Here is a 25370-nt window from a genome sequence, read left to right on the forward strand (position 1 = left end):
TCAGTGGGTGCTGCTGCGGTCGAGCGCGGCGCGCACGAGGTCGGCCACGGCCATGGACTTGATGTCCAGGGCCCGGTCGGCGGAGGCGGGGGCGGCGGCCGGCTCGGACAGCTTCAGCAGGCCGTCGAGCAGGCCGGCTTCCCGGATGCGGTCGACGGGGATGCGGGAGATCAGGGCCCGCAGTTCGTCGTCGCCGTGCGGGGTCCCGGCGGGCCCGGGGTCCGCCGCGTCCGGGAGGAGCCGTTCGAGGAGGTGGCCCGCGAGGGCCGCCGGGGTGGCGTAGTCGAAGATCAGCGTGGACGGCAGCCGCACTCCGCAGACCGCGCCCAGGCGGTTGCGCAGTTCGACCGCGGCCAGCGAGTCGAAGCCCAGCTCGGTGAAGGCGCGGCGGGGTTCGACGGCGGCCGGGCCGGCGTGGCCGAGGACGGCGGCGACCTCGGTGCGGACCGCTTCCAGCACGGTGTGCTCGTGGTCGGCGGCCGGGAGTCCGGCCAGGCGCTCGCCCAGGGTGCGCGCCCGGTCGCCGTGGTCCGCGCGGAGGGTGAGACCGGCGAGGGTCCGCAGCACGGCCGGGACGTCGTCGCCCCGGCGGCGCAGGGCCGCGGTGTCCAGTCGTACGGGCACCAGGGCGGGGCTGCCGGAGGCCACGGCGGTGTCGAACAGGCCCAGTGCCTCGTCCGGTTCGAGCGCACCGATGCCGGAGCGTTCGATGCGCTGGACCTCGGCCGCGTCGAGCCCGGCGCCCATGCCGCCGCCGGACCACAGGCCCCAGGCGAGGGAGGTGGCGGGCAGGCCGTGGGCGGCGCGGTGGGCGGCCAGCGCGTCGAGGAAGACGTTGGCGGCGGCGTAGTTGCCCTGGCCCGAGGCGTCGAGGGTGCCTGCGGCCGAGGAGAACAGCACGAAGTGGGACAGCTCCCGTTGCGAGGTGAGTTCGTGCAGGTGCCAGGCGGCGTCCGCCTTGGGCCGCAGCACGGTGTCCAGCCGTGCCGGGGTGAGGGAGGCGACCAGGCCGTCGTCCAGGACGCCCGCGGTGTGCACGACGCTGTCGACGGGGTGCGCGGTGAGCAGGGCGGCGAGCGCGGCCCGGTCGGACACGTCGCAGGCGACGATCTCCGCCTCGGCGCCCGAGTCCGTCAGATCCGCCAGCAGTCCGGCGGCGCCGGGCGCGTCGGGTCCGCGGCGGCTGGTGAGCACCAGGCGGGTGACGCCGTGCCGCTCGGCGAGGTGGCGGGCCACCAGGGCGCCGAGTCCGCCGGTGCCACCGGTGACGAGGACGGTGCCCCACGGGCGGTCCGGCGCCGGGGAGTCGTCGGCGCGTACCAGGCGTGGCGCGTGCGCCCGGCCGTCCCGCCACCGCACCTCCGGTTCACCGGAGTCGAGCAGGGCGGCCAGCGCGGCCCGGTCCGGTACGGGTCCGTCGGAGCCGGTCCGTGCGACGAGGAGGATCCGGCCGGGGTCCTCGGCCTGCGCGGCCCGTACCAGGCCGTGCACCGCGGCATCGGCGAGGCCGCCGCCGGTGAGGACCACGAGCGCCGAACCGGCGTAGCGGTCGTCGGCCGCCCAGGCCCGCAGGGTCTCCAGGATGCGGCCCAGGACGGCGCGCACGGCGCCGGGCAGCTGTTCGCCCTCGGCGTGCGGGGCGGTGACCGGGAGGATCACCACGTCCGGCACGGTGGCGCCGAGTGTGTGCAGGCCGGCGTGCACCGGGGCGCCGAGGCCGAGGCCCTCGTCGCCGAGGACCGCCCAGGTACGGCGGTCGGGGCGCCCGGCGGCCTCGGGCAGCGGTGTGTCGGTGACGGCGTACAGGTGCCGCTGCCGGCGGGCGAGCCGGTCGGCGGTGACGGGCCGGGTGGCGTACGCCTCGACAGTGGCGAGGGCCCCGCCGTCGGCGTCCGTCAGTTCGATGCGGGTGCCGTCGGCGCCGCGGGTGACGCGGACACGGGCGGTGAGGGAGGCCTGGGCGTGCAGGGTGACGCCGGTCCAGGAGAAGGGCAGGGCGAGGGTGCCCGGTGCGCCGGGCTCGGGCTCGCCGTCCAGCAGGGAGGTGACGTGCAGGGCGGAGTCGAGCAGTGCCGGGTGCAGGGCGTACCGGGCGGCGTCCTGCCGGGCGTCGGCGGGCAGTTCCAGTTCGGCGAGGAGGGTGTCGCCGTGCCGCCAGGCGGCCCGTACGCCGCGGAAGACGGGGCCGTAGTCGTAGCCCTCGGCGTGCAGACGCGGGTAGAGGCCGGTGACGTCGAGCGGGGTCGCGCCGGGCGGCGGCCAGGCACCGGTCGCGGGCGGCGCCGCGGGGGCGGGCCCGGTGAGGGTGCCGGTGGCGTGCCGGGTCCAGGCTTCGTCGGCGGGGGCGTTCTCGGCACGCGAGTGGATCTCGACGGTTCCGTCGGAGCGGGCGGCGACCTGGAGGCGTACGGCGGTGTCCGCGGGCAGCACCAGCGGGGTCTGCAGGGTGAGTTCGTCCAGGACGGGGCGTCCGGTGAGGCGTCCGGCGTGCAGGGCGAGGTCGGCCAGTGCGGCGCCGGGCACCAGGACCGTGCCCAGCACCGCGTGCTCGGCGAGGACCGGGTGGGTGGCGGTGGAGATCCGTCCGGTGAGCAGCAGTCCGCCGTCGCCGGGCAGGTCGAGGCGGGCGCTGACCAGTGGGTGGTCTGCGGCGGCGAGCCCGTGCCCGGTGGCGTCGCCGGCGGTGACGGCGGGCGTGGGCAGCCAGTACCGGCGGTGGTCGAAGGCGTAGGTGGGCAGCTCGACGCGGCTCCCCTGGTAGGTCTCGTACAGCACCGCCCAGTCGACGTCCGAGCCGCGGGTGTGGACGGCGGCCAGGGCGGCGAGCAGGCCCGGCAGGGGGGCGGTGTCCTTGCGGGCGGTGGGGACGAAGACGGTGTCCTCGGCGTCCGGCAGGCAGTCGGGGCCCATGGCGGTGAGGACGGGTGCGGCGCCGAGTTCGAGGAAGGTGTCGGCGCCCTGTGCGGCCAGCGTGGTGACGGCGTCGGCGAAGCGTACGGTCTCCCGCACGTGCCGTACCCAGTAGTCGGCGGAGCCCAGTTCGGCGGCGCCGGCCGGGGCGCCGGTGAGGGTGGAGACGATCGGCACGGTCGGTTCCGCCGTCTCGACGGACCGCATGACCGCGCGGAAGCCGGCCAGCATGGGCTCCATGCGGGGCGAGTGGAAGGCGTGCGACACGCGCAGCCTGCGAGTGGTCGTGAAGTGGGCGGCGACCTCGGCCACGGCGTCCTCGTCGCCGGAGACGGCCACGGCACGGGGGCCGTTGACGGCGGCGATCGAGCACCGCTCCGTGTCCACCAGCGGTGTGACCTCCTCCTCGGACGCCTGTACGGCGATCATGGCGCCGCCTTCGGGCAGCGCCTGCATGAGCCGGCCCCGGGCGGCGACCGCGGTGACGGCGTCCTGCAGCGACCACACGCCGGCCACGTGCGCGGCGGCGAACTCGCCGACGGAGTGGCCGGCCAGCAGGTCCGGGCGCAGTCCGAAGGACTCCAGCAGCCGGTAGAGCGCGACCTGGGTGGTGAACAGGGCGGCCTGGGTGTACTCGGTCCGCTCCAGGGTCTCGGCGTCGTCGCCGAAGACGACGCCGGCGAGGGGCCTCTCCAGGTGTTTGTCGAAGAGCGCGGCGGCGCGGTCGAAGTGCTCGGCGTAGACGGGGAAGGCGTCGTACCAGTCGCGGCCCATGCCGGGGCGTTGGGCCCCCTGGCCGGAGAACAGGTAGGCCAGTGAACCGTCCGTGGCGGAGCCGGTCACGAGCAGCCCGGGCGCGTCGGTGCCGCGTGCCAGGGCGTCCAGTGCGGCGGCGATCTGCCCGCGGTGGTCCGGGCCGTCACCGGTCGTGAGGAGCACGGCGCGGTGGGGGTGGGTGCCGCGGGTGGTGGCCAGGGCCAGGCCGAGGTCGGCGGGGGCGGCGGCGCCGGCCGGCTCCAGCAGGCGGCGGGCCTGGCCGCGCAGGGCCTCGGGCGAGCGGGCGGAGACCGGGAGGGCGAGCACCGGCGGGGCCGTGGCGGGGTCCGGCCGCGTGGGCTCGGGCTCGGTGAACTCCTCCAGGATCACATGGGCGTTGGTGCCGCTGATCCCGAACGAGGACACCCCGGCGCGGCGCGGCCGGTCCGGGGTCCGCCACGGACGCTGCTCGGTGAGGAGCGCCACGGCGCCGGTGCTCCAGTCGACCTGGTGGGACGGCGCGTCGACGTGCAGCGTCTGCGGCAGCACCCCGTGGCGCATCGCCATCACCATCTTGATGACACCGGCGACACCGGCCGCGGCCTGGGTGTGCCCCATGTTGGACTTGACGGAGCCCAGCCACAGCGGCGCGTCCAGGGGCCGGTCCTGGCCGTAGGTGGCGAGCAGCGCCTGCGCCTCGATCGGGTCGCCGAGGGTGGTCCCGGTGCCGTGCGCCTCGACGGCGTCTACGTCGGCCGGGGTGAGCCCGGCGGCGGCGAGGGCGGCGCGTATGACGCGTTGCTGGGAGGGGCCGTTGGGGGCGGTCAGGCCGTTGGAGGCGCCGTCGGAGTTGACGGCGGAGCCGCGGACCAGCGCGAGCACGCGGTGGCCGTTGCGGCGCGCGTCGGAGAGGCGTTCGACGACGAGCACGCCGGCACCCTCGCCCCAGCCGGTGCCGTCGGCCGCGGCGGCGAAGGACTTGCAGCGGCCGTCGGCGGCCAGGCCGCGCTGCCGGGCGAAGTCGATGAAGGTGTCCGGTGTCGACATGACGGTGACACCGCCCACCAGGGCGAGGTCGCACTCGCCCTGCCGCAGGGCCTGGGCCGCGAGGTGCAGGGTGACCAGCGAGGAGGAGCAGGCGGTGTCGACGGTGACGGCCGGCCCCTCCAGACCGAGGGCGTAGGCGACGCGGCCGGAGACGACGCTGCCGAGGCTGCCGTTGCCGAGGTAGGCGGCGAGGTCCTCGGGCACGTCGGCCAGCCAGGTGCCGTAGTCGTGGTACATGACGCCCGCGAACACACCGGTACGGGAGCCGCGCAGGCGGTGCGGGTCGATCGCGGAGCGCTCCAGCGCCTCCCAGGACACCTCGAGCAGCAGCCGCTGCTGCGGGTCCATGGCGGTGGCCTCGCGCGGGCTGATGCCGAAGAAGCCCGGGTCGAACTCGGCGGCGCCGTAGAGGAAGGAGCCCTCGCGGGTGTAGGTGCGGCCGGGGGTGCCCGGCTCGGGGTCGTACAGCGCCTCGGTGTCCCAGCCGCGGTCCTCCGGGAACCCGCCCACCGCGTCGGCACCGTCGGCGACGAGCCGCCAGAGGTCCTCCGGGGAGCGGACCCCGCCGGGGTAGCGGCAGCTCATGCCGACGATGACGATCGGGTCGTCGCCGGCGGCAGCGGTGGTGCGGGCGGAGGGGTCTGCGGTCCGCTGATCGCCGACTCCGGTGCCAGGGCCAGAGCCTGCGCCCGTGCCTGTACTGGTGCCGAACAGCGTGTCGCGGATGTGGTCGGCGAGGATGCGCGAGGTGGGGTGGTCGAAGACGAGGGTGGCGGGCAGCCGCAGGCCCGTGGCGCCGTTGAGCCGGTTGCGCAGCTCGACGGAGGCCAGCGAGTCGAAGCCGAGGTCCGTGAAGGCCCGGCCGGGGTCGATGGCGGACGGCCCCTCGTGCCGGAGCACCGCCGCCACCTCGGTGCGCACCAGGTCCAGCAGCGCGCGGTCGCGGTCGGCGGCGGGCAGCGCGGCCAGCCGGCCGTCCGTGGCCGTGGCGGGGGCACCGCTGTTCGCCGCGGCCCGGTGGGTGACCGGGCGGACGAGGCCGGACAGCAGGGGCGGTATGCCGTCGGGGCGGCGGCGTACCGCGGTGGCGTCGATCTCCACGGGCACCGTACGGGGCGCCCGGGAGCGGACGGCGGCGTCGAACAGCTCCAGGGAGCGTTCGGCGGACAGGCCGGGGATGCCGTAGGCGGCGATGCGCTCCCGGGCGGTGTCGTCCAGTGCGGCGCCCATGCCCCGGTCGGTGTCCCACAGGCCCCACGCGAGGGCGGTGGCCGGCAGGCCGAGGGCGGCGCGGTGCTCGGCGAGGGCGTCGAGATAGGCGTTGGCCGCGGCGTAGTTGCCCTGGCCCGGGCCGTCCAGGACGGCGGCGAGCGAGGAGAAGAGCACGAAGTGGGCGAGGTCGCGGTCCCGGGTCAGCTCGTGCAGGTGCCAGGCGCCGAGTGCCTTGGCGTGGAAGACCTCGTCCACCATCTCGTCGGTGAGGGTGTCCACGACGCCGTCGCGGACGGTGCCGGCCGCGTGGACCACGGAGTCGACGGGGTGTTCGGTGAGGAGGCGGCGCAGGGCCTCCCGGTCGCCGGCGTCGCAGGCGGTGACGGTCACCTCGGCGCCGAGGGCGGTGAGTTCGGCGCTCAGTTCCGGTGCCGTACCGCGGCGGCCGGCGAGCACCAGACGGTGTACGCCGTGCGCGCGGACCAGGTGCCGGGCGAGCAGCGCGCCGAGGCCGCCGGTGCCGCCGGTGACGAGGACGGTGCCCCAGTCGGCGCCGGTCTCCTCGCCGGCGGGCTGGACGGCCAGCCGCGGCACGCTGAACCGGCCCTCGGCCAGGGAGAGTTCGGGTTCCCCGGTGGCCAGGACTTGTCGCAGGTCCGTGTCGGAGGGCAGCGTGTCGTGCTCGACCAGGACGTACCGGCCGGGGTTCTCCGCCTGGGCGGAGCGGACCAGTCCGCGGACGGCCGCGTGGGCGGGGCTCGCGGGCGGGGTGACGAGGACGAGCCGGGTCCCGGCGAGGCGCTCGTCGGCCTGCCAGGTGTGCAGCAGCCGCAGTACGTGGTGGACGTGGCCGCGCGCCTCGGCGGCGTCGGCGCCCGCCGGGCCGGGCACGAGGTGCACGACGGCGTCCGGGGCGGGTCCGTCGAGCAAGGCGTCCAGGGGGTCCGGGACGCGGCCCTCACCCAGCGCGGTCAGGGGGTCCGGGACGGGGCCCTCACGCAGGGCGGCCAGGGGGTCCGGGGCGGGACCCTCACGCAGGGCGTCCACCGCAGCCCGCACAGGAGCGGCACGCACAGCATCCACCCGGTCCGGGCCTGGAGCGGCGCGCTGGGCTTCGAGGGGGATCTCGAGGACGGCGGTGCGGAGGGGTGCGGTGGTCGCCGGCCGGGGGTACGGCGACCACCGCACGGCGTACAGGACGTCGTTGTCCGGTACGGGGCGGGAGGTGAGGGCCTCGATGTCGGCCACCGGGGCGCCGGTGGCGTCGGCGAGGTGCAGGGCAAGGGTGTCGGCGCCACTACGGGTGATCTTCACGCGGAGGGCGGCTGCGCCGGCGGCGTGCAGGGTGACGCCGGTCCAGGCGAACGGCACCAGTACCGCGGAGCGCGGCGGGGCGTCGAGGTCGGCTGCGTGCAGCGCGGCGTCCAGCAGCGCGGGGTGCAGGCCGAACCCGGGTGCGTCGGCGGCGGCTTCCGCGGGCAGGGCCACTTCGGCGTAGACGTCGTCGCCGTGCCGCCAGGCGGCGCGCAGCCCCTGGAAGGCGGGCCCGTAGCCGTAGCCCTGCCCGGCGAGGTCCGCGTAGACACCGGCCGTGTCGAGCGGCCGGGCATCCGGCGGCGGCCAGACGGTCAGGTCGGTCGTGGCGGCCGCCGCGGCCGTGGTGAGGACACCGGTTGCGTGGGGGGTCCAGGGCGCCGCGTCGTCGGCGCGCGTGTGGACCGTGACGCCGCGGCGCCCGGCGTCGTCGGGCTCCCCCACGGCGACCTGGACCGCGACGTCCTCGTCGGCACGCAGCACGAGCGGTGTGCCGAGGGTCAGCTCCTCCAGGCCGGCCGCGCCGACGTGGTCACCCGCGCGCAGGGCGAGTTCCACGAAGGCGGTGCCGGGGAACAGCACCCGGCCGGCGATGACGTGGTCGGCGAGCCAGGGCTGGGTGCGGGTGGACAGCCGTCCGGTCAGTACGACGCCCTCGGCGCCGACGGCGACCACCGCCGCCAGCAGCGGGTGGCCGGCGGGAAGCTGGCCGAGGCCGGCGGCGTCGGTGCCGCTGCTCTGCTCCAGCCAGAACCGCCGCCGCTGGAAGGGGTAGCCGGGCAGGTCGATGCGGCGGCCGCCCAGCCCTGCGAAGTGCCTGGCCCAGTCGACGGGAACGCCCCGGGCGTGGGCGGCGGCGAGGGCGGTGACGGCTTCCCGGGCCTCGGACCGCTCGCGCCGCAGCACCGGGAGGAAGGCGGTGCCCGGTACGTCGGTGCAGTCCGGGCCCATGGCGGAGAGCACGGCGTCGGGTCCGATCTCCAGGAACGTGCGGACCCCGCAGTCGGCGAGCGTGCGGACGGCGTCGTGGAAGCGGACCCGGGCACGGACGTGCTCCACCCAGTACTCGGGGTCGCACAGTTCGGAGGTGACGGGGGCGCCGGTGACGGTCGAGACGACCGCCAGCTTCGGCTCGGCGTAGTCCAGGACGTGCACGACGCGCCGGAACTCGGCCAGCATGGGTTCCATCAGCGGCGAGTGGAAGGCGTGGCTGACCCGCAGGCGCTTGGTGTCGTGTCCGCGCGCGGCGAGTTCGGCGGCGATGCGCTCGACGTCGGCGGCGTCGCCGGAGACGACCACGGCGGCGGGTCCGTTGACGGCCGCGATACCGGTGCGCGGGGTGAGCAGCGGCGCCACCTCGTCCTCGGCGGCCCGTACGGCGACCATGGCGCCGCCCTCGGGGAGCCGCTGCATGAGCCGGCCGCGGGCGGCGACCAGGATCGTGGCGTCCTGCAGGGTGAGCACGCCGGCCACGTGGGCGGCGGCGATCTCGCCGACGGAGTGCCCGGCGAGCTGGTCCGGGGCCAGGCCCCAGCTCTCCAGCAGCCGGTGGAGGGCGACCTCGACGGCGAACAGGGCGGGCTGCGCGTACTCGGTACGGTGCAGCAGCTCCGCGTCGGGGGTGCCGGGCTCGGCGAACAGGACGTCCTGCAGCGGCCGGGCGAGCTGGAGGTCGAAGTGCGCGCAGACGTCGTCGAGGGCGGCGGCGAACACCGGGTGGACGGCGGCGAGTTCGCGTCCCATGCCGATGCGCTGGCTGCCCTGCCCGGTGAACAGGAAGCCGAGTTCGCCGTCGGCCCGCTCGCCGGGGGGCGTGGCACCGGAGGCCACGTCGAGCAGGGCGGCGCGCAGTTCGGTGCGGTCGGCGGCGACGATGACGGCCCGGTCGTGCAGGGCGGCCCGGGTGGTGGCCAGCGAGTGGGCGAGGTCGAGCGGGTCCGCCTCGTCCACCAGCGGCAACAGGTCAGCCGCACGGGCGCGGAGCGCGGCTTCGCCGCGGGCGGACAGGGCGAAGGGCAGGGGTGCCGCGGAGGGCTGAGCCGGTCCGGCGTCCCCAGCCGGCTTCCCGGACCCCGACTCGGCCCGCAGCGCGTCCCCAGCCGGCTTCCCGGACTCCGGCCGACCCGAACGAGCAGTTGCCGGGGAGTCTCCGGACTCTGACGGGGCCTGGACGGCGTCCGCCCCGGACTTCCCGGGCTCCGGCCGACCTGAAGGAGCGGCCGTAGGGGGCTTCTCCGGCTTCGGCGCGGCCGGGTGGGCGTTTGTGGGGGATTCCGCGGGCTCCGGCTGCTCCAGGATGACGTGGGCGTTGGTTCCGCTGACGCCGAACGACGACACACCGGCCCGGCGTGCGCGGCCGGTGTCGGGCCACGCCAGGTCTTCGGTGACGAGGCGGACCGCTCCGGAGGACCAGTTGACGTGCGGGGTGGGCGTGTCGACGTGCAGGGTCGCCGGTATCCGTCCGTGCCGCATGGCGAGGATCGTCTTGATCATGCCCGCGGCGCCCGCGGCGGCCTGGGTGTGGCCGAGGTTGGACTTGACTGAGCCGAGCAGCAGCGGCGCGTCGGCGGGGCGGCCCTGGCCGTAGGTGGCGAGGAGCGCGGTGGCCTCGATGGGGTCGCCGAGCCGGGTTCCGGTGCCGTGCGCCTCGACCACGTCGACGTCGGCGGCGGTGAGGCCGGCGTCGGCGAGGGCGCGGCGGATCAGCCGCTGCTGGGAGGTGCCGTTGGGCGCGGTCAGGCCGTTGGAGGCGCCGTCCTGGTTGACGGCGGAGCCGCGGACGACGGCCAGGACGCGGTGGCCGTGGCGGCGGGCGTCGGAGAGCCGCTCCAGGACGAGCACGCCGACGCCCTCGGCGAAGCCGGTGCCGTCCGCGGCGGCGGCGAACGCCTTGCAGCGGCCGTCGGGCGCGAGACCGCGCTGCCTGCTGAAGGCGGTGAACACGCCGGGGCCGCCCATGACGGCCACGCCTCCGGCGAGGGCGAGCGAGGACTCGCCCTGGCGCAGCGAGCGGCACGCGAGGTGGACGGCGACGAGGGAGGCGGAGCAGGCGGTGTCGACGGTGACCGCCGGTCCTTCGGTGCCGAGGACGTAGGCGACGCGACCGGAGATGACGCTGGAGGCGTTGCCGGCGAGCAGGTAGGCGTCGAGGCCGTCCGGGGCGTCGTGCAGGCGCGGCCCGTACTCCTGCACCTCGGCGCCGAAGAAGGTGCCGGCTCGGGTGCCGCGCAGCGCCGTGGGGTCGATGCCGGCGTCCTCCAGGGCTTGCCAGGAGGTCTCCAGGACCAGCCGCTGCTGCGGGTCCATGCCGAGCGCCTCGCGCGGGCTGATGCCGAAGAACTCGGCGTCGAACTCGGTGGCGGTGTCGAGGAATCCGCCGCTGCGGACGTAGGCGCTGCCCGGCACCTCGGGGTCCTCGTCGAAGAGGGCGTCCAGGTCCCAGCCGCGGTCCTGCGGGAAGCCCGAGAGGACTTCGCCGCCCTCGGCCAGCAGACGCCACAGGCCGGCGGGCGAGGAGACGCCGCCGGGGAAGCGGCAGCCGATGCCGACGACCGCGACGGGCTCGTCGGCGGTGCCGTCACCGGCCGCCGGTTCGGCGGGTTCGCCGGTCGTGCCGTGGACCTCGGCGAGCAGCCGGGCGGCCAGGTCGTGCACCGTGGGGCTGTCGTAGGCGAGGCCGACCGGCAGGTCGAGGCCGGTCCGCTCGGTCAGCCGCCGGTGCAGGTCGACCGCGGCGAGCGAGTCCAGTCCCTGCGCGGCGAACGGGGCGGCCGGGTCGAGTGCGTCCGGCGTGCCCGGCCGGGCCGCCTCGATCGCCTCCGTCACGGCCGTGCGCACGAGTTCGGTCACCAGCCGGCGGTGCTGGGACGGTACGGCCGTGGCGAGCCGTCGTGCCAGAGCTGAATCGGATCCGGGCCCGTTCATCCACGCATCTCCACTTTCGGCCGACACCGGTTTTCCTCACCTTTTTCCACACGCTAGTGACGGCCTCCGCAAGGCCACACCCTTAAGCACCCCTAGGGGCGGGCACAGTGACCGGCCGGGCTTCCCCGGGGTCGTACCGGTCGTACGAACGGCGTACGTACGACAGGGAGTCGAGCAGTCCCGCGGAGGTGATGGCCTGCGCCGGGCGCACGTCGGCGATACCTTTCAGCGGCATCTTTCCGATGTCGGCCCAGCCGAGCCGGCCGTCCGCGTCGATGTAACTCCGGCTGCATCCCGCGTTGTCCGGATGCAGACAGTAGGGAACGTCGAGAAAGCCCCTCGTGAACGCCGTCAGGAGCGCTGAGCCGAGGTCGTCGTCCAGCTCCAGCACCCTGTTCACCAGTGCCGACGCCTCGGCGTACAGCTGGGTGCCGGTTCCCTCCAGCGGGGCGCGGGGGGTGCGTGCGGCGATCCGTGCCGCGTGTTCGAGGGCGGTGACGTTCTCTGCCACGGTCGGAATGCGGCGGGATTCCGCGACGGTTTTCACGATCAGCCGTTCCGAGCCGCTGGCGGCGGCCAGTTCGGCCGCTTTTCCGAGCAACCGGTAGGCGCCTTCCTCGGTTTCCGGGAACAGTCCCATGTAGGCGTAGACGACGACGTGCCAATCGGTGTCCGGCAGGAAATGCGCGCACAGGCTGCGCAACGCGGCCACAGCTTCGGCGTCCTGGCGCGGAGCGGTCTGCTGGGCGTAGCTCACCGAAATGCTGCGGATGCCGTGGCGGTGGAAGAACATCGCCTCCAGGACACTGACGGCGACGAGCAGGCTGGGCGGGCAGAGCTGGCCGAGGACGCAGCCGCCGAAGGTCTCCAGGTGCGGTTCCGCGCCCGATGCGCGCAGGCCGGCGAGCAGTTCGCAGGACGCGGCCCAGTGGGCGACGGACTCGCGCAGCGGGACGCGGCCGTAGGGCAGGCAGTAGGAGACCGGTCCGCCCTCGGACGCGTCCAGCCCGACGGCCGTCAGCGCCCGGAAGATGTCCTGGGGGGCGGCCGAGCCGTGCCGGACCTGGACGGGGAAGTCGGGGCCGTGGATCCCGTCGAGCACCTTCAGGGTGGTGGCCCTGTCGTGACTGACGATGGGGTAGCCGTTGAGGGCGACGTCCTCCAGGACGGCCAGCTCGGCCGACTCCAGGTCTCCGACCCGGGTGTAGCTGTCCAGGGTGATCGTGCCGACGGTCGTCGCCGCGGCGTTCCGGGTGGCGAGCAGCCCGGCCCGCATCCGGTGCGGGCTGCTCATTCCCATCCGGGGCTGGACCACCAGGTGGCCGGCGTCGTGAGCCCGGCGCACGAACGCGCCGAACCCGACGCCGGTCACACCAGGGCCCGCTGTGGCAGCGCCTGGAGCATCCGCCGGAAGTCGGCGACGCCTTCGGCACTGTCGTCGAACACCGCGTCGTAGCCGGCGGCCCGCAGCGCGGCCACCTCCTCGCCGCCGCAGGGTCCGGCGATGCCGAGCTTGCCGCCGATGACGGCGGGCACGCCGGTGAGTCCGGGGTGTTCGCGCAGCCGGGTGACGGTGCGCATGCCGTCGTGGTAGCCGTGGCCGTTGACGCTGCTGACCACGATGAGGGCCGGGCGGTGGGCGAGTGCCTCGGCGATCAGCAGGTCCTCGGGGACGCAGGGTCCGAGGTTGACCACGCGGTGCCCGTGCTCCTCGAGGAGGAGCTGGAGGTAGACGAGGTTCCAGGTGTGGGAGTCGGATATGCCGCCCGCCACGAGCACGGGCTGCTCGCCCGGGGTGGGGGTGGTCGGGTAGGGGCTCATCGCAGGGCCTGTCCGTGGGTGAGGGGTTCGAAGGTGCGGCTGTGCTCGATGCGGGAGACGGAGACGAGGTCGTCGCCGCGGACGACGATCTCGGCCGGGGCGGGCCTGCCGAGGAACATCAGCAGGCTGGCGGTGGGGCCGTAGGAGCCGGCGTTGGGCACGGTCAGCAGGTCGCCCGGTGCCGGGTCGGGCAGCGGGACGTTCCGGCCGAGCAGGTCTCCGGGGGTGCACAGTGGTCCGGCGAGGTTGGCGGGGGTGCCGTCCGTGCCCACCGACTCGTGCGGTTCGACGCGGACGGGCAGGATGCGGCCGAGGCCGGACATGCCGCCGAAGGTGTTGATGCCGGCGTCGAGGACGACGTAGCGCTGCCCGCGGCTGTCCTTGACGTTGACGACGGAGGTGAGCAGGGTGCCGCTGTCGGCGACCAGGTAGCGGCCCGACTCGCACGCGATCCGCGGGGCGCCCGCACGCCAGCCGGGGAAGTGTTCGTCCAGCGTCTCGGTGAGGGCCTCGCGCAGTGCGCGGTAGACCGGCCGCCGTCCCTGCACGGCGTAGGGCGCGGCGAAGCCGCCGCCGATGTCGACGATGCGGAACGTGACGCCGAGGGCGTCCTGGAGGGCGGCGGCGGTGGCGACGGTGTGGCGGAACTCGGCGATCAGGCTCGCCTCGTCCTTGGCGTTGCTCAGCGGGAAGAAGTGCAGTCCGGCGATGCGGGTGCCGGGCACCTCGCGCAGGTCGGCGGCGAGGCCTGGCAGGGTCTCGCTGTCGAAGCCGAACTGCGAGGGCACGCCCGTCATCCGGATGCTGGTGGCCGCGGCGCCGGTGGCGTTGTTGACCCGGATCAGGCAGTCGGCGGTGACGCCGAGCTTCTGGGCGGTCTCGCCGACGCGGCGCAGGTCGCCGTGGGACTCGGTGGAGAAGAGGCGTACGCCGCGGGTCAGGGCCTCGGTCAGTTCCCCGGTGGTCTTGCCGGGGCCCGTGTAGAGGATCCGGTCGCCGGGGAAGCCGGCCTGCAGGGCGGCGTCGAGTTCGCCGACGGAGCTGATCTCGGCGCGGCAGCCGCGGGTGCCGCCGGAGCGCAGCTCGCGCAGCAGTTCCGGGTGGGGGTTGGCCTTGGCGGCGTAGAACACCTCGACCTCGTCGGGCAGGGCGGCGAACAGGTCGTCGCGGGCCGCCGCCACCCGGTCCAGGTCGTAGATGTAGGACGGGGTGCCGAAGCGTTCGGCCAGCTCGGTGGGGCCGGTCACGGGGTGGTTCCTTCCAGGAGGCGGGCGAGCTGCTTGCGGTCGTGCTTGCCGTGGGGGGTCAGCGGCAGCTCGGCGACGATGCGGCCGACGGCGGGCACCTTGGCGGGTTCCAGCCGCAGCGACAGCTCCTTGAGCAGGGCGTGCGGGTCGATGTCACCCTCGGCGAACACCGCGAGCGCGCGGCCGTCGGCGGGGGGCAGGACGGCGGCGGCACGGACGCCGGGGATGTCGGTGGCGGCGCTCTCGATCTCGGTGGTGCTCATGCGGACGCCCTTGTGCTTGAACATGTCGTCGCGGCGGCCCTCGTAGTAGAGGTAGCCGTCCTCGTCGACGTGGCCGAAGTCGCCGGTGTGCAGGCGCAGTCCGCCGTCGGGGGCGGGGCGGAAGGCGCGTGCGGTCTGTTCGGGTGCGCGCCAGTAGCCGGGCATGACGTGCGGTCCCTCGACGACGATCTCGCCGGTCTCCCAGGGCGGCAGTGCGTTGCCGTCGTCGTCGACGACGAACGCGCGGGTGCCGGGCAGCGGGCGGCCGACCGAGTCGGGCTTGGCGTTCTGGTCGGCGGCCGGCAGCACGGACACGCGCTTGCACTCCGTCTGCCCGAACTGGATGATCACCTCGGCGCCGGGGAACGCCGAACGCAGCCCGTCGGCGGTGGACTTGGGCAGTGCGGCGCCGGTGTTGGTGAACATGCGCACCCGTGACTCGCGGCTCGGTTCGCGTTCGGCCAGGGCGACGATCATGGTGGCCAGGGACGGCACGATCGGGACGACGGTGGCGCCGGTCTCCCGGATGCGGCGCAGCAGCACCAGGTCCGACTCGCCGTCGGCCAGCACGAGTTCGCTGCGGCCGGCCGCGGTGAGGAGCACCTTGTACAGGCCGTAGTCCCAGGAGATGGGGAAACGGCAGAACACCACGTCGTCGGCGCGGTAGCCGAGTTCCTGGTTGATCGCCTCGGTGGCGAAGACCATGCGGCCGTGCGGGCAGATCACCGCCTTGGGGGCAGCGGTCGAACCGGAGGTGTAGACGAGGACGGCGAGGTCCTCGGGGCCGACGCCGGCCCCGCCGGACCGGGCCCCCTGCGCACGCAGGGCGGTGATCGCCTGCCAGACCCCGCCGAGGCCGAGGACGGGCACGCCCTGGGCGAGGGCGGCGATCCGGTGCACGGCGGGGTCGGTGACCACGATCAGTGCGGGCCCGGCGTTCTCGACGACCGCCCGCAGGTGGAAGTCCTTCATGCCGGTGTTGACGGGGACCAGGACGGCGCCGCGGCGCGCGGCGCCGTACATCAGGGCGACCAGTTCGCGGGTGCTGGGCAGTTGGACCAGGACCCGGTCGCCGTGGCCGATGCCGCGCCCTTCCAGCCAGGCGTCGGCGGCGTGGCTGTGGGCGGCCAGTTCCCGGTACGTCCAGCGACCCGTGCCGTCGGTGACCGCCGGGGCGTCGGGGTGCTCGGCGGTGGCCTCGTCCAGCAGGTCGTGCACGCGGGCGCCGGTGCGGGCGCCGCGCACCCGGGCGGCGGCACGGGTGTCGTGCGCGGCGGCGGTGCGGGCCTGCGCTGTCGGTTGACCGTTCACTGCGACTCCTGCCGCCTTTCGTGTGTGGTCCCCGCCCCGGTGGGCTGCCGCATGACCGTGGCCCGGGAGGCGAGCTTCCTGCGGTCGGTCTTGCGGTTGGAGTTGAGCGGGAGCGCGTCCAGGTGGTGGTAGGCGCGCGGGACGACCGGGGCCGGCAGCAGTTCGCGCAGGTGCCGGGCGAGCCGGGCGGGCGGTACGGGTTCGCCGGTGTGGAAGACGGCCAGCTCCACCGTGCCGTCCACCGGCACCGCCACGGTGACGGCGTCCTCGACGCCGGGGCAGGTGCGTGCGGCGGCGTCCACCTCGGCCAGTTCCACGCGGATCCCGTGCACCTGGACCTGCGCGTCCTGGCGGCCCAGGTAGAGCCAGCCGCCGTCGCCGGCGCGCCGGACGCGGTCGCCGGTGCGGTAGAAGCGCCGGCCGTCGTGTTCCAGGAACCGTCCGGTGTCGTCGGCCGGGTCGAGGTAGCCGGGCGTCGACTGGGGCCCGGCGATGCAGAGTTCGCCCTCGTCACCGTCGGTGGGCGTGCCGGAGGTGTCCAGCAGCAGCGTCTCGTGGCCGGGGTGCACGGCGCCGATGGGCACCATGTCGTTGAGGTACCGTCCCGGTGCCCAGCGCTGCGCGGTGACGGTGATGGTCAGCTCGGTCGGGCCGTACAGGTTCTCCAGGGTCGCGCCCGGCGCGGCGGCGGCCCAGTCCTCGGCGTCCTTGCAGCTGAGCGCCTCCCCCGCGAAGAAGCTCCACCGCAGCGACGGCAGCGCGCCCGGGGCGAGCCCGCCGGTGCGGCGCACCAGGGTGATCGCGCTGGGCGTGGAGAACCACACGGACATGTTCTGCTCGGCCACGAACTCCGGCAGGCGTGCGTAGGCCCGGGCCGGCACCGGTACGACCGCGGCGCCGGCGCCCCAGGCGCAGAACAGGTCGAACATCGCGCAGTCGAAGTTGAGGTCGAAGGTCTGCGAGAAGACGTCGTGCGGGCCGAAGTCGTAGCGCCCGTCGAGCAGGTGGAAGTAGTGCGCGGTGTTGGCGTGGGTGACCGGTACGCCTTTGGGCCGGCCGGTGGAGCCGGAGGTGAACAGCACGTAGGCGGTGTCGGAGGGCCGGGCCGGCATGGGCGCCTTCAGGGCGCTGTCCGCGTCGACGGCGAGCGCCGGCATCGGCTGCCCGCCGGGCGCGAACAGCGTCGGCAGGGTGACGCCGGCGGCGTGCAGCGCGGTCAGGGCGGGCAGGGCGTCGTCGTCGGCGAGCAGCGCGCCGACGCCGGCGGCCTCGATCATCTGCCGGGTACGGGCGGCGGGGAAGGCTGGCTGGAGGGGTACGACGGTGACGCCGCTGTACAGTCCGGCCAGCAGGGCCGCGTACGCCGTGGGTCCCTTGCCGGCCGGCACGCCCACGGCGTGGGTGCGGCCGGGCAGCCCGGCGAGCAGGGAGCCGGCCAGGACCAGGGCGCGTTCGTGCAGTTCGCGGTAGGTGACGTCGACGCCGTCGGCGCGTACCGCGGGCCGGTCCGGGGCGAGGGCCAGGCCGCGCAGGAACCGGCCGGACAGCGTGCCGTCCATGGTGGGATCCACGGTGGCCGCTCCGTCAGCTCGCGGCGGGGTGCAGCATGCTCTGCACGGTGTCCCACAGCACCCCGGCGGTGCGGAAGGTGTCCATGGTCAGCGCGCTGTCGCGGAAGCGGACCTGGTAGTCCTCCTCCAGGGTGCCGAGGAGCTGGACGGTGCCGAGCGAGTCCAGGCCGAGGTCCTTCAGGTCGGATCCGGGTGTCAGTTCCTCCTGGGGCGGCAGGAACGGCAGGTAGGGGCGGAGTATCTGTTCGAACCGGTCGTCAAACACGTGGGCCTCCAACGGGTCGGTCGGGGTCGGTCGGGGTCAGGCGGCGCGCGAGCGGCGTCGCGGGGTCATCGCCAGCCGCGGGTGTGCGGCGACGACGTCGAAGTTGCGGGTGGCGCAGGGCACCCGGCCGAAGAGGCTGTCGGGCCCGGCGACGCACAGGCGGCGGGCGCCGGCGTCCTTCAGGGCCGTGGTGACGCTCGGCCAGTTCATCGGGTGGTCGAAGCCGTCGAGCAGCATGGTGCGCAGCTCCTCGCCGGTGCGCAGCAGCCGGCCGTCCTGGTCGGCGACGACGGGCAGGGCGGGGTCGGCGAAGGAGTAGCGGGAGACCACTTCGCGTTCGGCCTTCTCGCGCAGCGGGCGGAACGCCGAGGCGTGCATGGGGGGCCGCATGGTGTAGAGCGGGAGGCTGCCGATGGCGCGCAGTCGCTCCTGCGTCCACTGCACGCGGTGCTCGGGGAGGGAGATCATGTAGAAGCCGTCGTCGATGTGGCAGGAGATCTCGTGCCACTCCCCCGCCTCGTCCAGGTCGGCGAGGATCGCGTCGAGCCCGTCGCGCGGGGCACGGACGAAGGACAGCGTGACGATGTCCTTGTGCTCCCCGGCGAAGTACTCCTCCAGGCAGCGGGCGATCTCGGCGGTCAGGCGGACCGCGTCGGGCAGTTCCAGGGCGCCGGTGTAGGCGAGGGCGGCCTTCTCGCCGAAGCTGGGGCCGGCGACGATGTCCGGTTCCACGCCGAGGTGGTCACGGGCCCAGTGGGCGCAGGCCAGGCAGTTGACGAAGAAGGCGACCTGGGCGGCTTCCGAGTAGTCGCCCGGGGAGGTCCGGAAGGCGTCCACGAGCGAGTAGCCGAGCGCCTCGTCGGCGACGGCGACCAGGTCCCGGGCGATGGGGTCGGCCACCATGAACCTGCCCACCTCGGCGAAGGGGACGGGGCCCATGCCGGGGAAGACGAGAGCGGTGTCGTGTGCCATGGCGGGGTCCCCGCCCCCTTCCAGAGGATCTCGGACGTCGGCGGCTGGTGCCCGGCGCGGGTTCCCGCGCGTCACAGGCTCTTGAGGAAATCGGTCATCACCTCGCGGAACCGCTCGGGTTCCTCCAGGTGGGGAAGGTGGCTGGAGTCCTCGAAGATCTCCCAGCGGGCCCCGGGGATCCTGTCGTGGTAGGGCTGGACGACGGCCGGGGTGGCCTCGTCGTGACGGCCGCTGACGATCAGGGTCGGGGTGCGGATCCGGTGCAGTTCGCCGACGATCGACCAGTCCTTCAGGGAGCCGACGACATGGAACTCGTTGGGCCCGTTCATCGCGTAGTAGACGGTCGGGTCGTTGTAGATCTCCATGAAGGAGGAGAGGAAGTCGCGCGGCCAGGGCGTCATCCGGCACACGTGGCGGTCGTAGAAGACCCGCATCGCGGCCAGGTACTCCTCGCTGTCGTACGTGCCCGCCGCCTCGTGGCGCCGTAGCGTCTCGTCCACGCCAGGCGGCAGCTCGGCGCGCAGCCGTGACATCTCCTTGAGCCACAGCGGGTAGGAGGCCGGCGCGTTGGCGAGAACCAGTCCGCGCAGTCCGGCCGGGCGGGTCATGGCGTGCCGGGCGCACAGCGGGCCGCCCCAGGACTGGCCGAACAGCACGTAGTCGTCGGCGATCCCCAGCTGCCGGACGAGGTTGTCCAGTTCGGCCTCGAACAGCTCGACGGTCCAGAACCCGGCGTCCTTGCCGGGCAGGTGGGTGGAGCCGCCGTTGCCGAGCTGGTCGTAGTGGACGACGGGCCAGCCGTCCTCCGCGAGGCGGGCGAGCGGCAGCAGGTAGTCGTGGGTGCTGCCGGGCCCTCCGTGCACGGCGACGACCGCGGGCCGTCCCGCGCGCAGTTCACCGGTCACCCGGTACCAGGTCCGGTACTCCCCGAAGGGGACGGTGCCCTTCGCACTGGCTTCCGGGGACACGCTGATCACCTCTGCTCGGCTGCGGAACGCGGCGGCGGCCGGGGAAGAGACGCCGGCCGGGACCGGCGAGCCGGGGCCGAGAGCACTCCGCACATCTGCCGTGGTCCGCTGCCGACGCTAACCGGGCCCGCGCCGCCACCAGACCCCTAACCGCCCCTAGGCGCTGTGCGGGCGGACTGGGGGCCCCGGGGGCCGGTGGCGGTCCGGCGACGTGCCCCGAAGCCCTAGGGGCGCCTAGGGGTTGGGGCTCCCGGCCGGGCCTGCCTAGCGTGCGGGAGACGGCCGACAGCGCCGCACCGGCGCCGAGACCGGACCCGCTCCGGCACCGGCGCGTCCCGTTCCCTCCCGTGCGAAGAGGACATGATGACTGCACCTGCCGAACCGGCCGACGACGCCGCGCTGCCGGAGTTCCCGATGCGGCGGGCCTGTCCCTTCAGCCCGCCGGCCGCCTACGCCGAGCTGCGCGGGACCGAGCCGGTCTCCCGGGCGCGGCTCAAGGTCAACGGCAAGCGGACCTGGCTGGTCACCCGGCACGACCTGTACAAGAGGCTGCTGGGGGACGCGCGGGTCAGCGCGAACCTGAAGCTGCCCGGGTATCCCCTGCAGGTGCCGGTGCCGGACGAGGTCCTCCAGTCGGTGCCGCTCACCTTCCTGTCCATGGACCCGCCGGACCACACCGTCCAGCGGCGCATGCTGGCACCGGAGTTCAGCGTCCGCCGGATGCGGGAGCTGCGCGGCCGGGTGCAGCAGATCGTGGACCAGCAGACCGACCTGATGCTCGCCATGGGCACCGAGTCCCCGGTGGACCTGGTCACCGCCCTCGCGCTGCCGGTGCCCTCGCTGGTGATCTGCGAACTGCTCGGCGTCCCCTACGAAGACCACGGCCGGTTCGAGGAGTGGGCGTGGGCCATCATGAACCACGACATCAGCGACGAGGACCGGGGCCGCGCGCACTACGAACTCGACCGGTACGTGGACGGCCTGGTCACCGCCAAGGAGAGCGAGCCGGGCGACGACATGATCAGCCGGCTGATCGAGTTCAACCGGCACGCGCCCGCGGTGGAGCACTCCGACATCGTCAGCATGGCCAAGCTGATGCTGGTGACCGGGCACGAGACCACCGCGAACATGATCGCGCTGGGTGTGCTGGCCCTGCTGGAGCACCCCGGGCAGCTCGCCGCCGTCCGCGCGGAGCCGGAGCTGATGCCGAAGGCGGTCGAGGAACTGCTGCGCTTCTTCTCCATCTCCGACGCGGGCACCGCCCGGGTCGCCCTGGAGGACATCGAACTGGGCGGGGTCACCATCCGGGCCGGCGACGGCATCCTGCCGCTCAACAACGCCGCCAACCACGACGAGCGGGTCTTCCCCGACCCCGACCGCCTGGACGTGCGGCGCGAGGCCCGCAGCCACCTCGCCTTCGGCTACGGCGTCCACCAGTGCATCGGCCAGAACCTGGCGCGCATGGAGCTGGACGTCGTCTACACGACGCTGCTGCGGCGCGTCCCGACCCTGCGCCTGGCCACCCCGGTGCAGGAGCTGCGGTTCAAGGACGACGCCATCGTCTACGGCCTGTACGAGCTGCCCGTCACCTGGTGACGGCGGACACCCCGCACCGCACCGTTCCGTCACCGCCCCCTTCCCGAAAGGCAGCCATGACCCAGTCCGCCGACGCCGTGCCCGAGGCCGGGCCGCCGCTTCCGCAGTTCCCGATGCGGCGCACCTGTCCGTTCAGCGAGCCGCGCGAGTACGCCGCGATGCGTGCCGAGGACCCCGTCTCGCGCGCCGCGCTGAAGGTCAACGGCAAGCCGACCTGGCTGGTCACCCGGCACGAGCACGTCCGGCAGGTGCTGGGCGACGGCCGGGTCAGTTCCAACCTGAAGCTGCCGGGCTACCCGCACCAGTTCCACATCCCGGAGGAGATGCTGGCGCAGGTCCGGCTGATGATGCTGAACATGGACCCGCCCGAGCACTCGGCGCACCGGCGCATGCTGATCCCGGAGTTCACCGCCCGGCGGGTCAGGGAGATGCGCCCGCGCATCCAGGAGATCGTCGACGAGCGTGTGGACGCCATGCTGGCCGCGGGCGGCCCGGTGGACCTGGTCACCGCGCTCGCGCTGCCGGTGCCCTCGCTGGTGATCTGCGAGCTGCTCGGGGTGCCGTACGAGGACCACGCCCGGTTCGAGGAGTGGTCGGCGGCGATGATGAACCACGAGCTGAGCCCGGCGGAGTACGGGGCGGCGGTGCAGGCCCTGGACATGTACCTGGACAAGCTCGTCACCCTCAAGGAGAAGGAGCCGGGCGACGACCTCATCAGCCGTTTCCTGGAGAAGAACCGCACCGAGCAGGTCGCCGACCACGTCGACGTGGTGACGATGGCGCGCCTGATGCTGGTCGGCGGCCACGAGACGACGGCCAACATGATCGCCCTGGGTGTGCTGGCGCTGCTGCGGCACCCGGAGCAGCTGGCCGAGCTGCGGGCGGACCCCGCTCTCCTCCCGAACGCCGTCGAGGAGTTGCTCCGCGTCTTCTCCATCTCCGACTCCGGCACGGCGCGGGTGGCGGTGGCGGACATCGAGGTCGGTGACGTGACCATCCGGGCAGGTGAGGGCATCCTCGCCCTGAACAACGCCGCCGACCACGACGAGTCGGTCTTCCCGGACCCGGGCACCCTCGACATCCATCGCAAGGAGGCCCGCAGTCACCTCGCGTTCGGCTACGGCATCCACCAGTGCATCGGCGCCAACCTGGCGCGGGTGGAGCTGGAGGCCGTCTACGGCACGCTGCTGCGCCGTATCCCCGGTCTGCGTCTGGCGGCCGAGCCGGACGAACTGCGCTTCAAGGACGACGCCATGGTGTACGGCGTCTACGCACTCCCCGTCACCTGGTGACGGCCGAACCGAAGGAGTCCCTCCCATGCGTGTCAGCACCGATCGCGACCGGTGCGTGGGCTCCGGCCAGTGCGCGCTGCTCAGCCCCGAGGTGTTCGACCAGGACGCCGACGGACTCGTCGTCGTGCTGCGGGAGAGTCCGGCCGAGGAACTGCGCGGGGAGGTCCTCCAGGCCGTCGACCTGTGCCCGTCCCGCACCATCCGCGTGCACGACTGAGAACCTGGAGAAGGTGTGCGGGTGACCGCGTCAGGAAGCGGGTCCTCGTCGCCTACCGCACCGGCGACCGGATCACCGGCGTGCTCGCCGCGGGCGTGCCTCCCCGGGGCCTGCGTGCCCGGCGGGCCCTCATGGCGGCCGGCAGCCCCTGGGAGGCGGCGCGCGCCGGTCCCCGTGCCGCCTGGTGCCGCACCGGCCGTCGCCCGCCGGCCGGCCGGTCTACGCCCAGGCACCGCGCCGGGCGAGATCGAGGACGAGGGCGGCGATGTTCCACGCGTCGTCCTCACCGCGGTGGTGCCGGCCTTCCAGCGGCAGACCGGCGATGCACAGTGCGCCGTCCATGCCGGGGCGCTTGCGGAGCCCGTACGCCTCGGTGAACACCACCTTGGCGTTGGTGTGCCCCGCCTCCGCCGGACGCCCGAACGGATAGGCCACCGCGGCGGCCCGGCACTGGCGCTCGAACTGACGCCGGTCGTAGTCGCCCCAGCTCGCCCAGGGGCGGCGGCGGGCGTCGTACTCCTCGACGAGCGTCCGGCATGCCTCGGCGAACGGGACCCCGCCCGCCACCTCGGCCTGCGTCAGCCCGGTCAGCCGGGCGCAGAAGGCGCTGACCCGGGAGCGCGCCGGCCGCACCAGGATGCGGTGCCTCGGTGCGTTCCGGGCACGCTGCTCGTCCGGCTCACCGCGCGGGGCGGTCCGTCGCCCAGGGGCCGAGGGTGAACCCGTCGGCCCCGCGCCGGACTTCCACCGCACCCGCGCCACCGAAGTGCGCGGGCACGACCAGCTCCCGGTCGTCGGCGGCCCGCCCGAGGATCCGCCGGCGACTGGCGGCCGCCTGTTCCGGGGCCATGCAGAAGCAGCTGTTGCAGGAGGGCCGCAGGATCTGCACCGGGCTGTGCAGCAGGTCTCCGACGAAGACGGCCCGGTCGGTCCCCGAGGCGAGTCTCAGCACGGACGAGCCGGGGGTGTGACCGGGCGCGGACTCCAGCGTGAGGTGCTCGTCGATGCGGTGGAGGCCGTCCCACAGCACCGCCTGGCCGCTGCGGTGGACCGGCGCGATGCTGTCCTCGTAGATCAGCCGGTCGTCCACCCGGAGCCCGTTGCCGTACGCGTTGTCCGGACCGAAGTGGAAGTCGTCGGCCGCCGGGAGGAGGTACTCGGCGTGCGGGAAGGTCGGCACCCATTCCCCGTCGACGTCCATGGTGTTCCAGCCGACGTGATCTCCGTGGATGTGGGTGTTGACGACGACGTCGACATCCTGCGGGCGGACACCCGTCTTCGCCAGGAGGCCGAGGAAGTCCCCTTGCCAGTGGTGGAATCCCGGGGAACCGGGTCGCTCGCGCCCGTTGCCCACGCCGGTGTCGACCAGGACGGTGCGCCCACCGCTGCGCAGGACCCAGGTCTGCAGCGCGACCGTCGCACGGTCGCCGACCGGGTCCCAGTGGTCCGGCGCCAGCCAGACCTCGTTGTCCTTCCACACATCGGCAGTGACGTCCGGGACCAGGCCGGACGTGGGCGCGAACGGGCCCTGCCACTCGACGACCCGGATGACCTCGACGTCCCCCAGCACCATGCGCTGCACGTTCTCGTTCGTCATGCGTTCGACCCTAGGCACACCGGACGATCTCCTCAATGCGCATCCGGCTCAACGGAATACGCGTGCGTCTCACCACGGATGTGGTGGATATCCTGCGGGGATGGATGTGGTGAGTGACGCGATCTCCGCCGTGCGCCTGGGGCAGCCCTCGTCCCACCGGGTGCGGGTGACCGGGAGTTGGTGTGCCCGGCTGGCCCCGTACGCCGGCGCGGGCTTCCACGTCGTCCTGAAGGGCAGCTGCTGGCTGCTGCCCGACGGCGCCGAGCCGGTGTCCCTCGGCGTGGGGGACGCGGTGCTGCTGCCCCACGGCGCCGGCCATGTGATCGCCGATTCACCGGCCGACGCGGCCGCTGTGGAGAAGGCGGTGCCGTTCGAGCGCTGGCGGGCGGGGACGGAACCGCGGGCCAGGTCCGATCAGGGCGGGACGGAGCTGCTGTGCGGCAAGTACCGGCTCGACCGCAGCCGGCTGCACCCGCTCATGGCTGAACTGCCCGATGCCGTCCACCTTCCCCAGCGCGTGGGCCGCCACGTGGAACTCCGCGCGGCGATCGACCTGCTCGCCGGCGAACTGGACGCCAGGCGGCCCGGCTCCTGCATCGCGCTCCCCAGCCTGCTCGATCTGCTCCTCGTCTACATGATCCGCTCCTGGATGACCGAGGCCACCAGCGGAACCTGGCCCGGTGTGCTGGGCGATCCGGTGACGGCCGCGGCCCTGCGGGCGCTGCACTCGGACCCGGCCGCCGGGTGGACCAACGACCGCCTGGCCGCGGAGGCGGGCGTGTCCCGCCCCACCCTGGCGCGCCGGTTCACCGCCCTCGTCGGCCGTCCGCCGATGACGTACCTCACGTGGTGGCGTCTGACGCTCGCCGCCGCCCTGCTCCGGGACTCCCAGGAGACGCTGGCCACCATCGCCGGCCGAGTCGGCTACGGCAGCCCCTACGCGCTCTCGCACGCCTTCGAGCGGGAGTTCGGCACGACGCCCGGGCGTTACCGGGCCGCGAACGCGGACCGGTCACCGGCGGCCTGACCGGCGGGGCCGGGCCACGGCCGGCGGAGCGGGCGCCGTTCAGGCCTGTGGAGCGGGAGC

The 25370-nt window shown here is 74.3% G+C and carries 14 protein-coding genes and 1 pseudogene; 4 read left to right on the forward strand and 11 right to left on the reverse strand.

The genetic code is table 11. The features are described from left to right. From JK359_RS10820 to JK359_RS10860, 9 genes are all read right to left on the reverse strand, one after another. The gene (locus JK359_RS10820; protein WP_443729080.1) at nucleotides 1-11190 is read right to left on the reverse strand and encodes an SDR family NAD(P)-dependent oxidoreductase; all 11190 of its coding nucleotides are present in this window, start codon (nucleotides 11188-11190) and stop codon (nucleotides 1-3) included. 55 nt (nucleotides 11191-11245) lie between these two features. Then, the gene (locus JK359_RS10825) at nucleotides 11246-12535 is read right to left on the reverse strand and encodes a methylaspartate mutase (RefSeq protein ID WP_201834361.1); all 1290 of its coding nucleotides are present in this window, start codon (nucleotides 12533-12535) and stop codon (nucleotides 11246-11248) included. After that, nucleotides 12532-12984, reverse strand: a complete 453-nt coding sequence (locus JK359_RS10830) for a cobalamin B12-binding domain-containing protein (RefSeq protein WP_201834363.1) — start codon at nucleotides 12982-12984, stop codon at nucleotides 12532-12534. The genes JK359_RS10825 and JK359_RS10830 overlap by 4 nt, the downstream gene beginning before the upstream one ends. Beyond that, entirely contained in the window at nucleotides 12981-14231 is a 1251-nt protein-coding gene (locus tag JK359_RS10835; RefSeq protein WP_201834365.1) for a type III PLP-dependent enzyme domain-containing protein, read from the reverse strand. The genes JK359_RS10830 and JK359_RS10835 overlap by 4 nt, the downstream gene beginning before the upstream one ends. Next, nucleotides 14228-15805: an AMP-binding protein gene (locus tag JK359_RS10840; protein ID WP_372445388.1), complete on the reverse strand. Its 1578-nt coding sequence runs from the start codon at nucleotides 15803-15805 to the stop codon at nucleotides 14228-14230. The genes JK359_RS10835 and JK359_RS10840 overlap by 4 nt, the downstream gene beginning before the upstream one ends. After that, complete coding sequence (locus JK359_RS10845) at nucleotides 15802-17364, reverse strand: AMP-binding protein (protein WP_201834734.1); 1563 nt, start codon at nucleotides 17362-17364, stop codon at nucleotides 15802-15804. The genes JK359_RS10840 and JK359_RS10845 overlap by 4 nt, the downstream gene beginning before the upstream one ends. Nucleotides 17365-17389: 25 nt before the next feature. Next, nucleotides 17390-17641, reverse strand: coding sequence for a phosphopantetheine-binding protein (locus JK359_RS10850; RefSeq protein WP_201834367.1), 252 nt, complete (start codon nucleotides 17639-17641; stop codon nucleotides 17390-17392). Nucleotides 17642-17677: 36 nt separating this feature from the next. Further along, nucleotides 17678-18613, reverse strand: coding sequence for an ACP S-malonyltransferase (locus JK359_RS10855; RefSeq protein ID WP_201834369.1), 936 nt, complete (start codon nucleotides 18611-18613; stop codon nucleotides 17678-17680). Between the two features lie 71 nt (nucleotides 18614-18684). Then, on the reverse strand, nucleotides 18685-19581 hold the full coding sequence (locus JK359_RS10860; protein WP_201834371.1) for a proline iminopeptidase-family hydrolase: 897 nt from the start codon (nucleotides 19579-19581) through the stop codon (nucleotides 18685-18687). Between the two features lie 363 nt (nucleotides 19582-19944). On the opposite strand from JK359_RS10860, the gene JK359_RS10865 reads away from it, so the two are divergent. Genes JK359_RS10865 through JK359_RS10875 form a run of 3 tightly spaced genes read left to right on the forward strand, consistent with a single transcriptional unit; the run spans nucleotide 19945 to nucleotide 22686 of the window. Beyond that, nucleotides 19945-21177, forward strand: a complete 1233-nt coding sequence (locus JK359_RS10865; protein ID WP_201834736.1) for a cytochrome P450 — start codon at nucleotides 19945-19947, stop codon at nucleotides 21175-21177. A 56-nt stretch (nucleotides 21178-21233) separates the two neighbouring features. After that, entirely contained in the window at nucleotides 21234-22469 is a 1236-nt protein-coding gene (locus tag JK359_RS10870; protein WP_201834373.1) for a cytochrome P450, read from the forward strand. A gap of 25 nt (nucleotides 22470-22494) precedes the next feature. Beyond that, a complete protein-coding gene (locus JK359_RS10875) occupies nucleotides 22495-22686 on the forward strand; it encodes a ferredoxin (RefSeq protein ID WP_201834375.1) in 192 nt (63 codons plus the stop codon). Nucleotides 22687-22905: 219 nt separating this feature from the next. Here the strand turns inward: JK359_RS10875 and JK359_RS10880 are convergent. Both JK359_RS10880 and JK359_RS10885 read right to left on the reverse strand, forming a co-directional pair. Then, a pseudogene (locus JK359_RS10880) lies at nucleotides 22906-23337 on the reverse strand (3'-5' exonuclease); the annotation flags it as partial. A 28-nt stretch (nucleotides 23338-23365) separates the two neighbouring features. Beyond that, nucleotides 23366-24283 carry an MBL fold metallo-hydrolase gene (locus JK359_RS10885; protein ID WP_201834378.1) on the reverse strand — a complete coding sequence of 306 codons (918 nt, stop codon included), beginning with the start codon at nucleotides 24281-24283 and terminating at the stop codon, nucleotides 23366-23368. A gap of 100 nt (nucleotides 24284-24383) precedes the next feature. Here JK359_RS10885 and JK359_RS10890 point away from each other — a divergent pair, with 100 nt between their 5' ends. Further along, a complete protein-coding gene (locus JK359_RS10890) occupies nucleotides 24384-25310 on the forward strand; it encodes an AraC family transcriptional regulator (RefSeq protein WP_201834380.1) in 927 nt (308 codons plus the stop codon). Nucleotides 25311-25370: the final 60 nt, after the last annotated feature.

Source organism: Streptomyces actinomycinicus, from assembly GCF_016741775.1.
Lineage (GTDB): Bacteria > Actinomycetota > Actinomycetes > Streptomycetales > Streptomycetaceae > Streptomyces > Streptomyces actinomycinicus.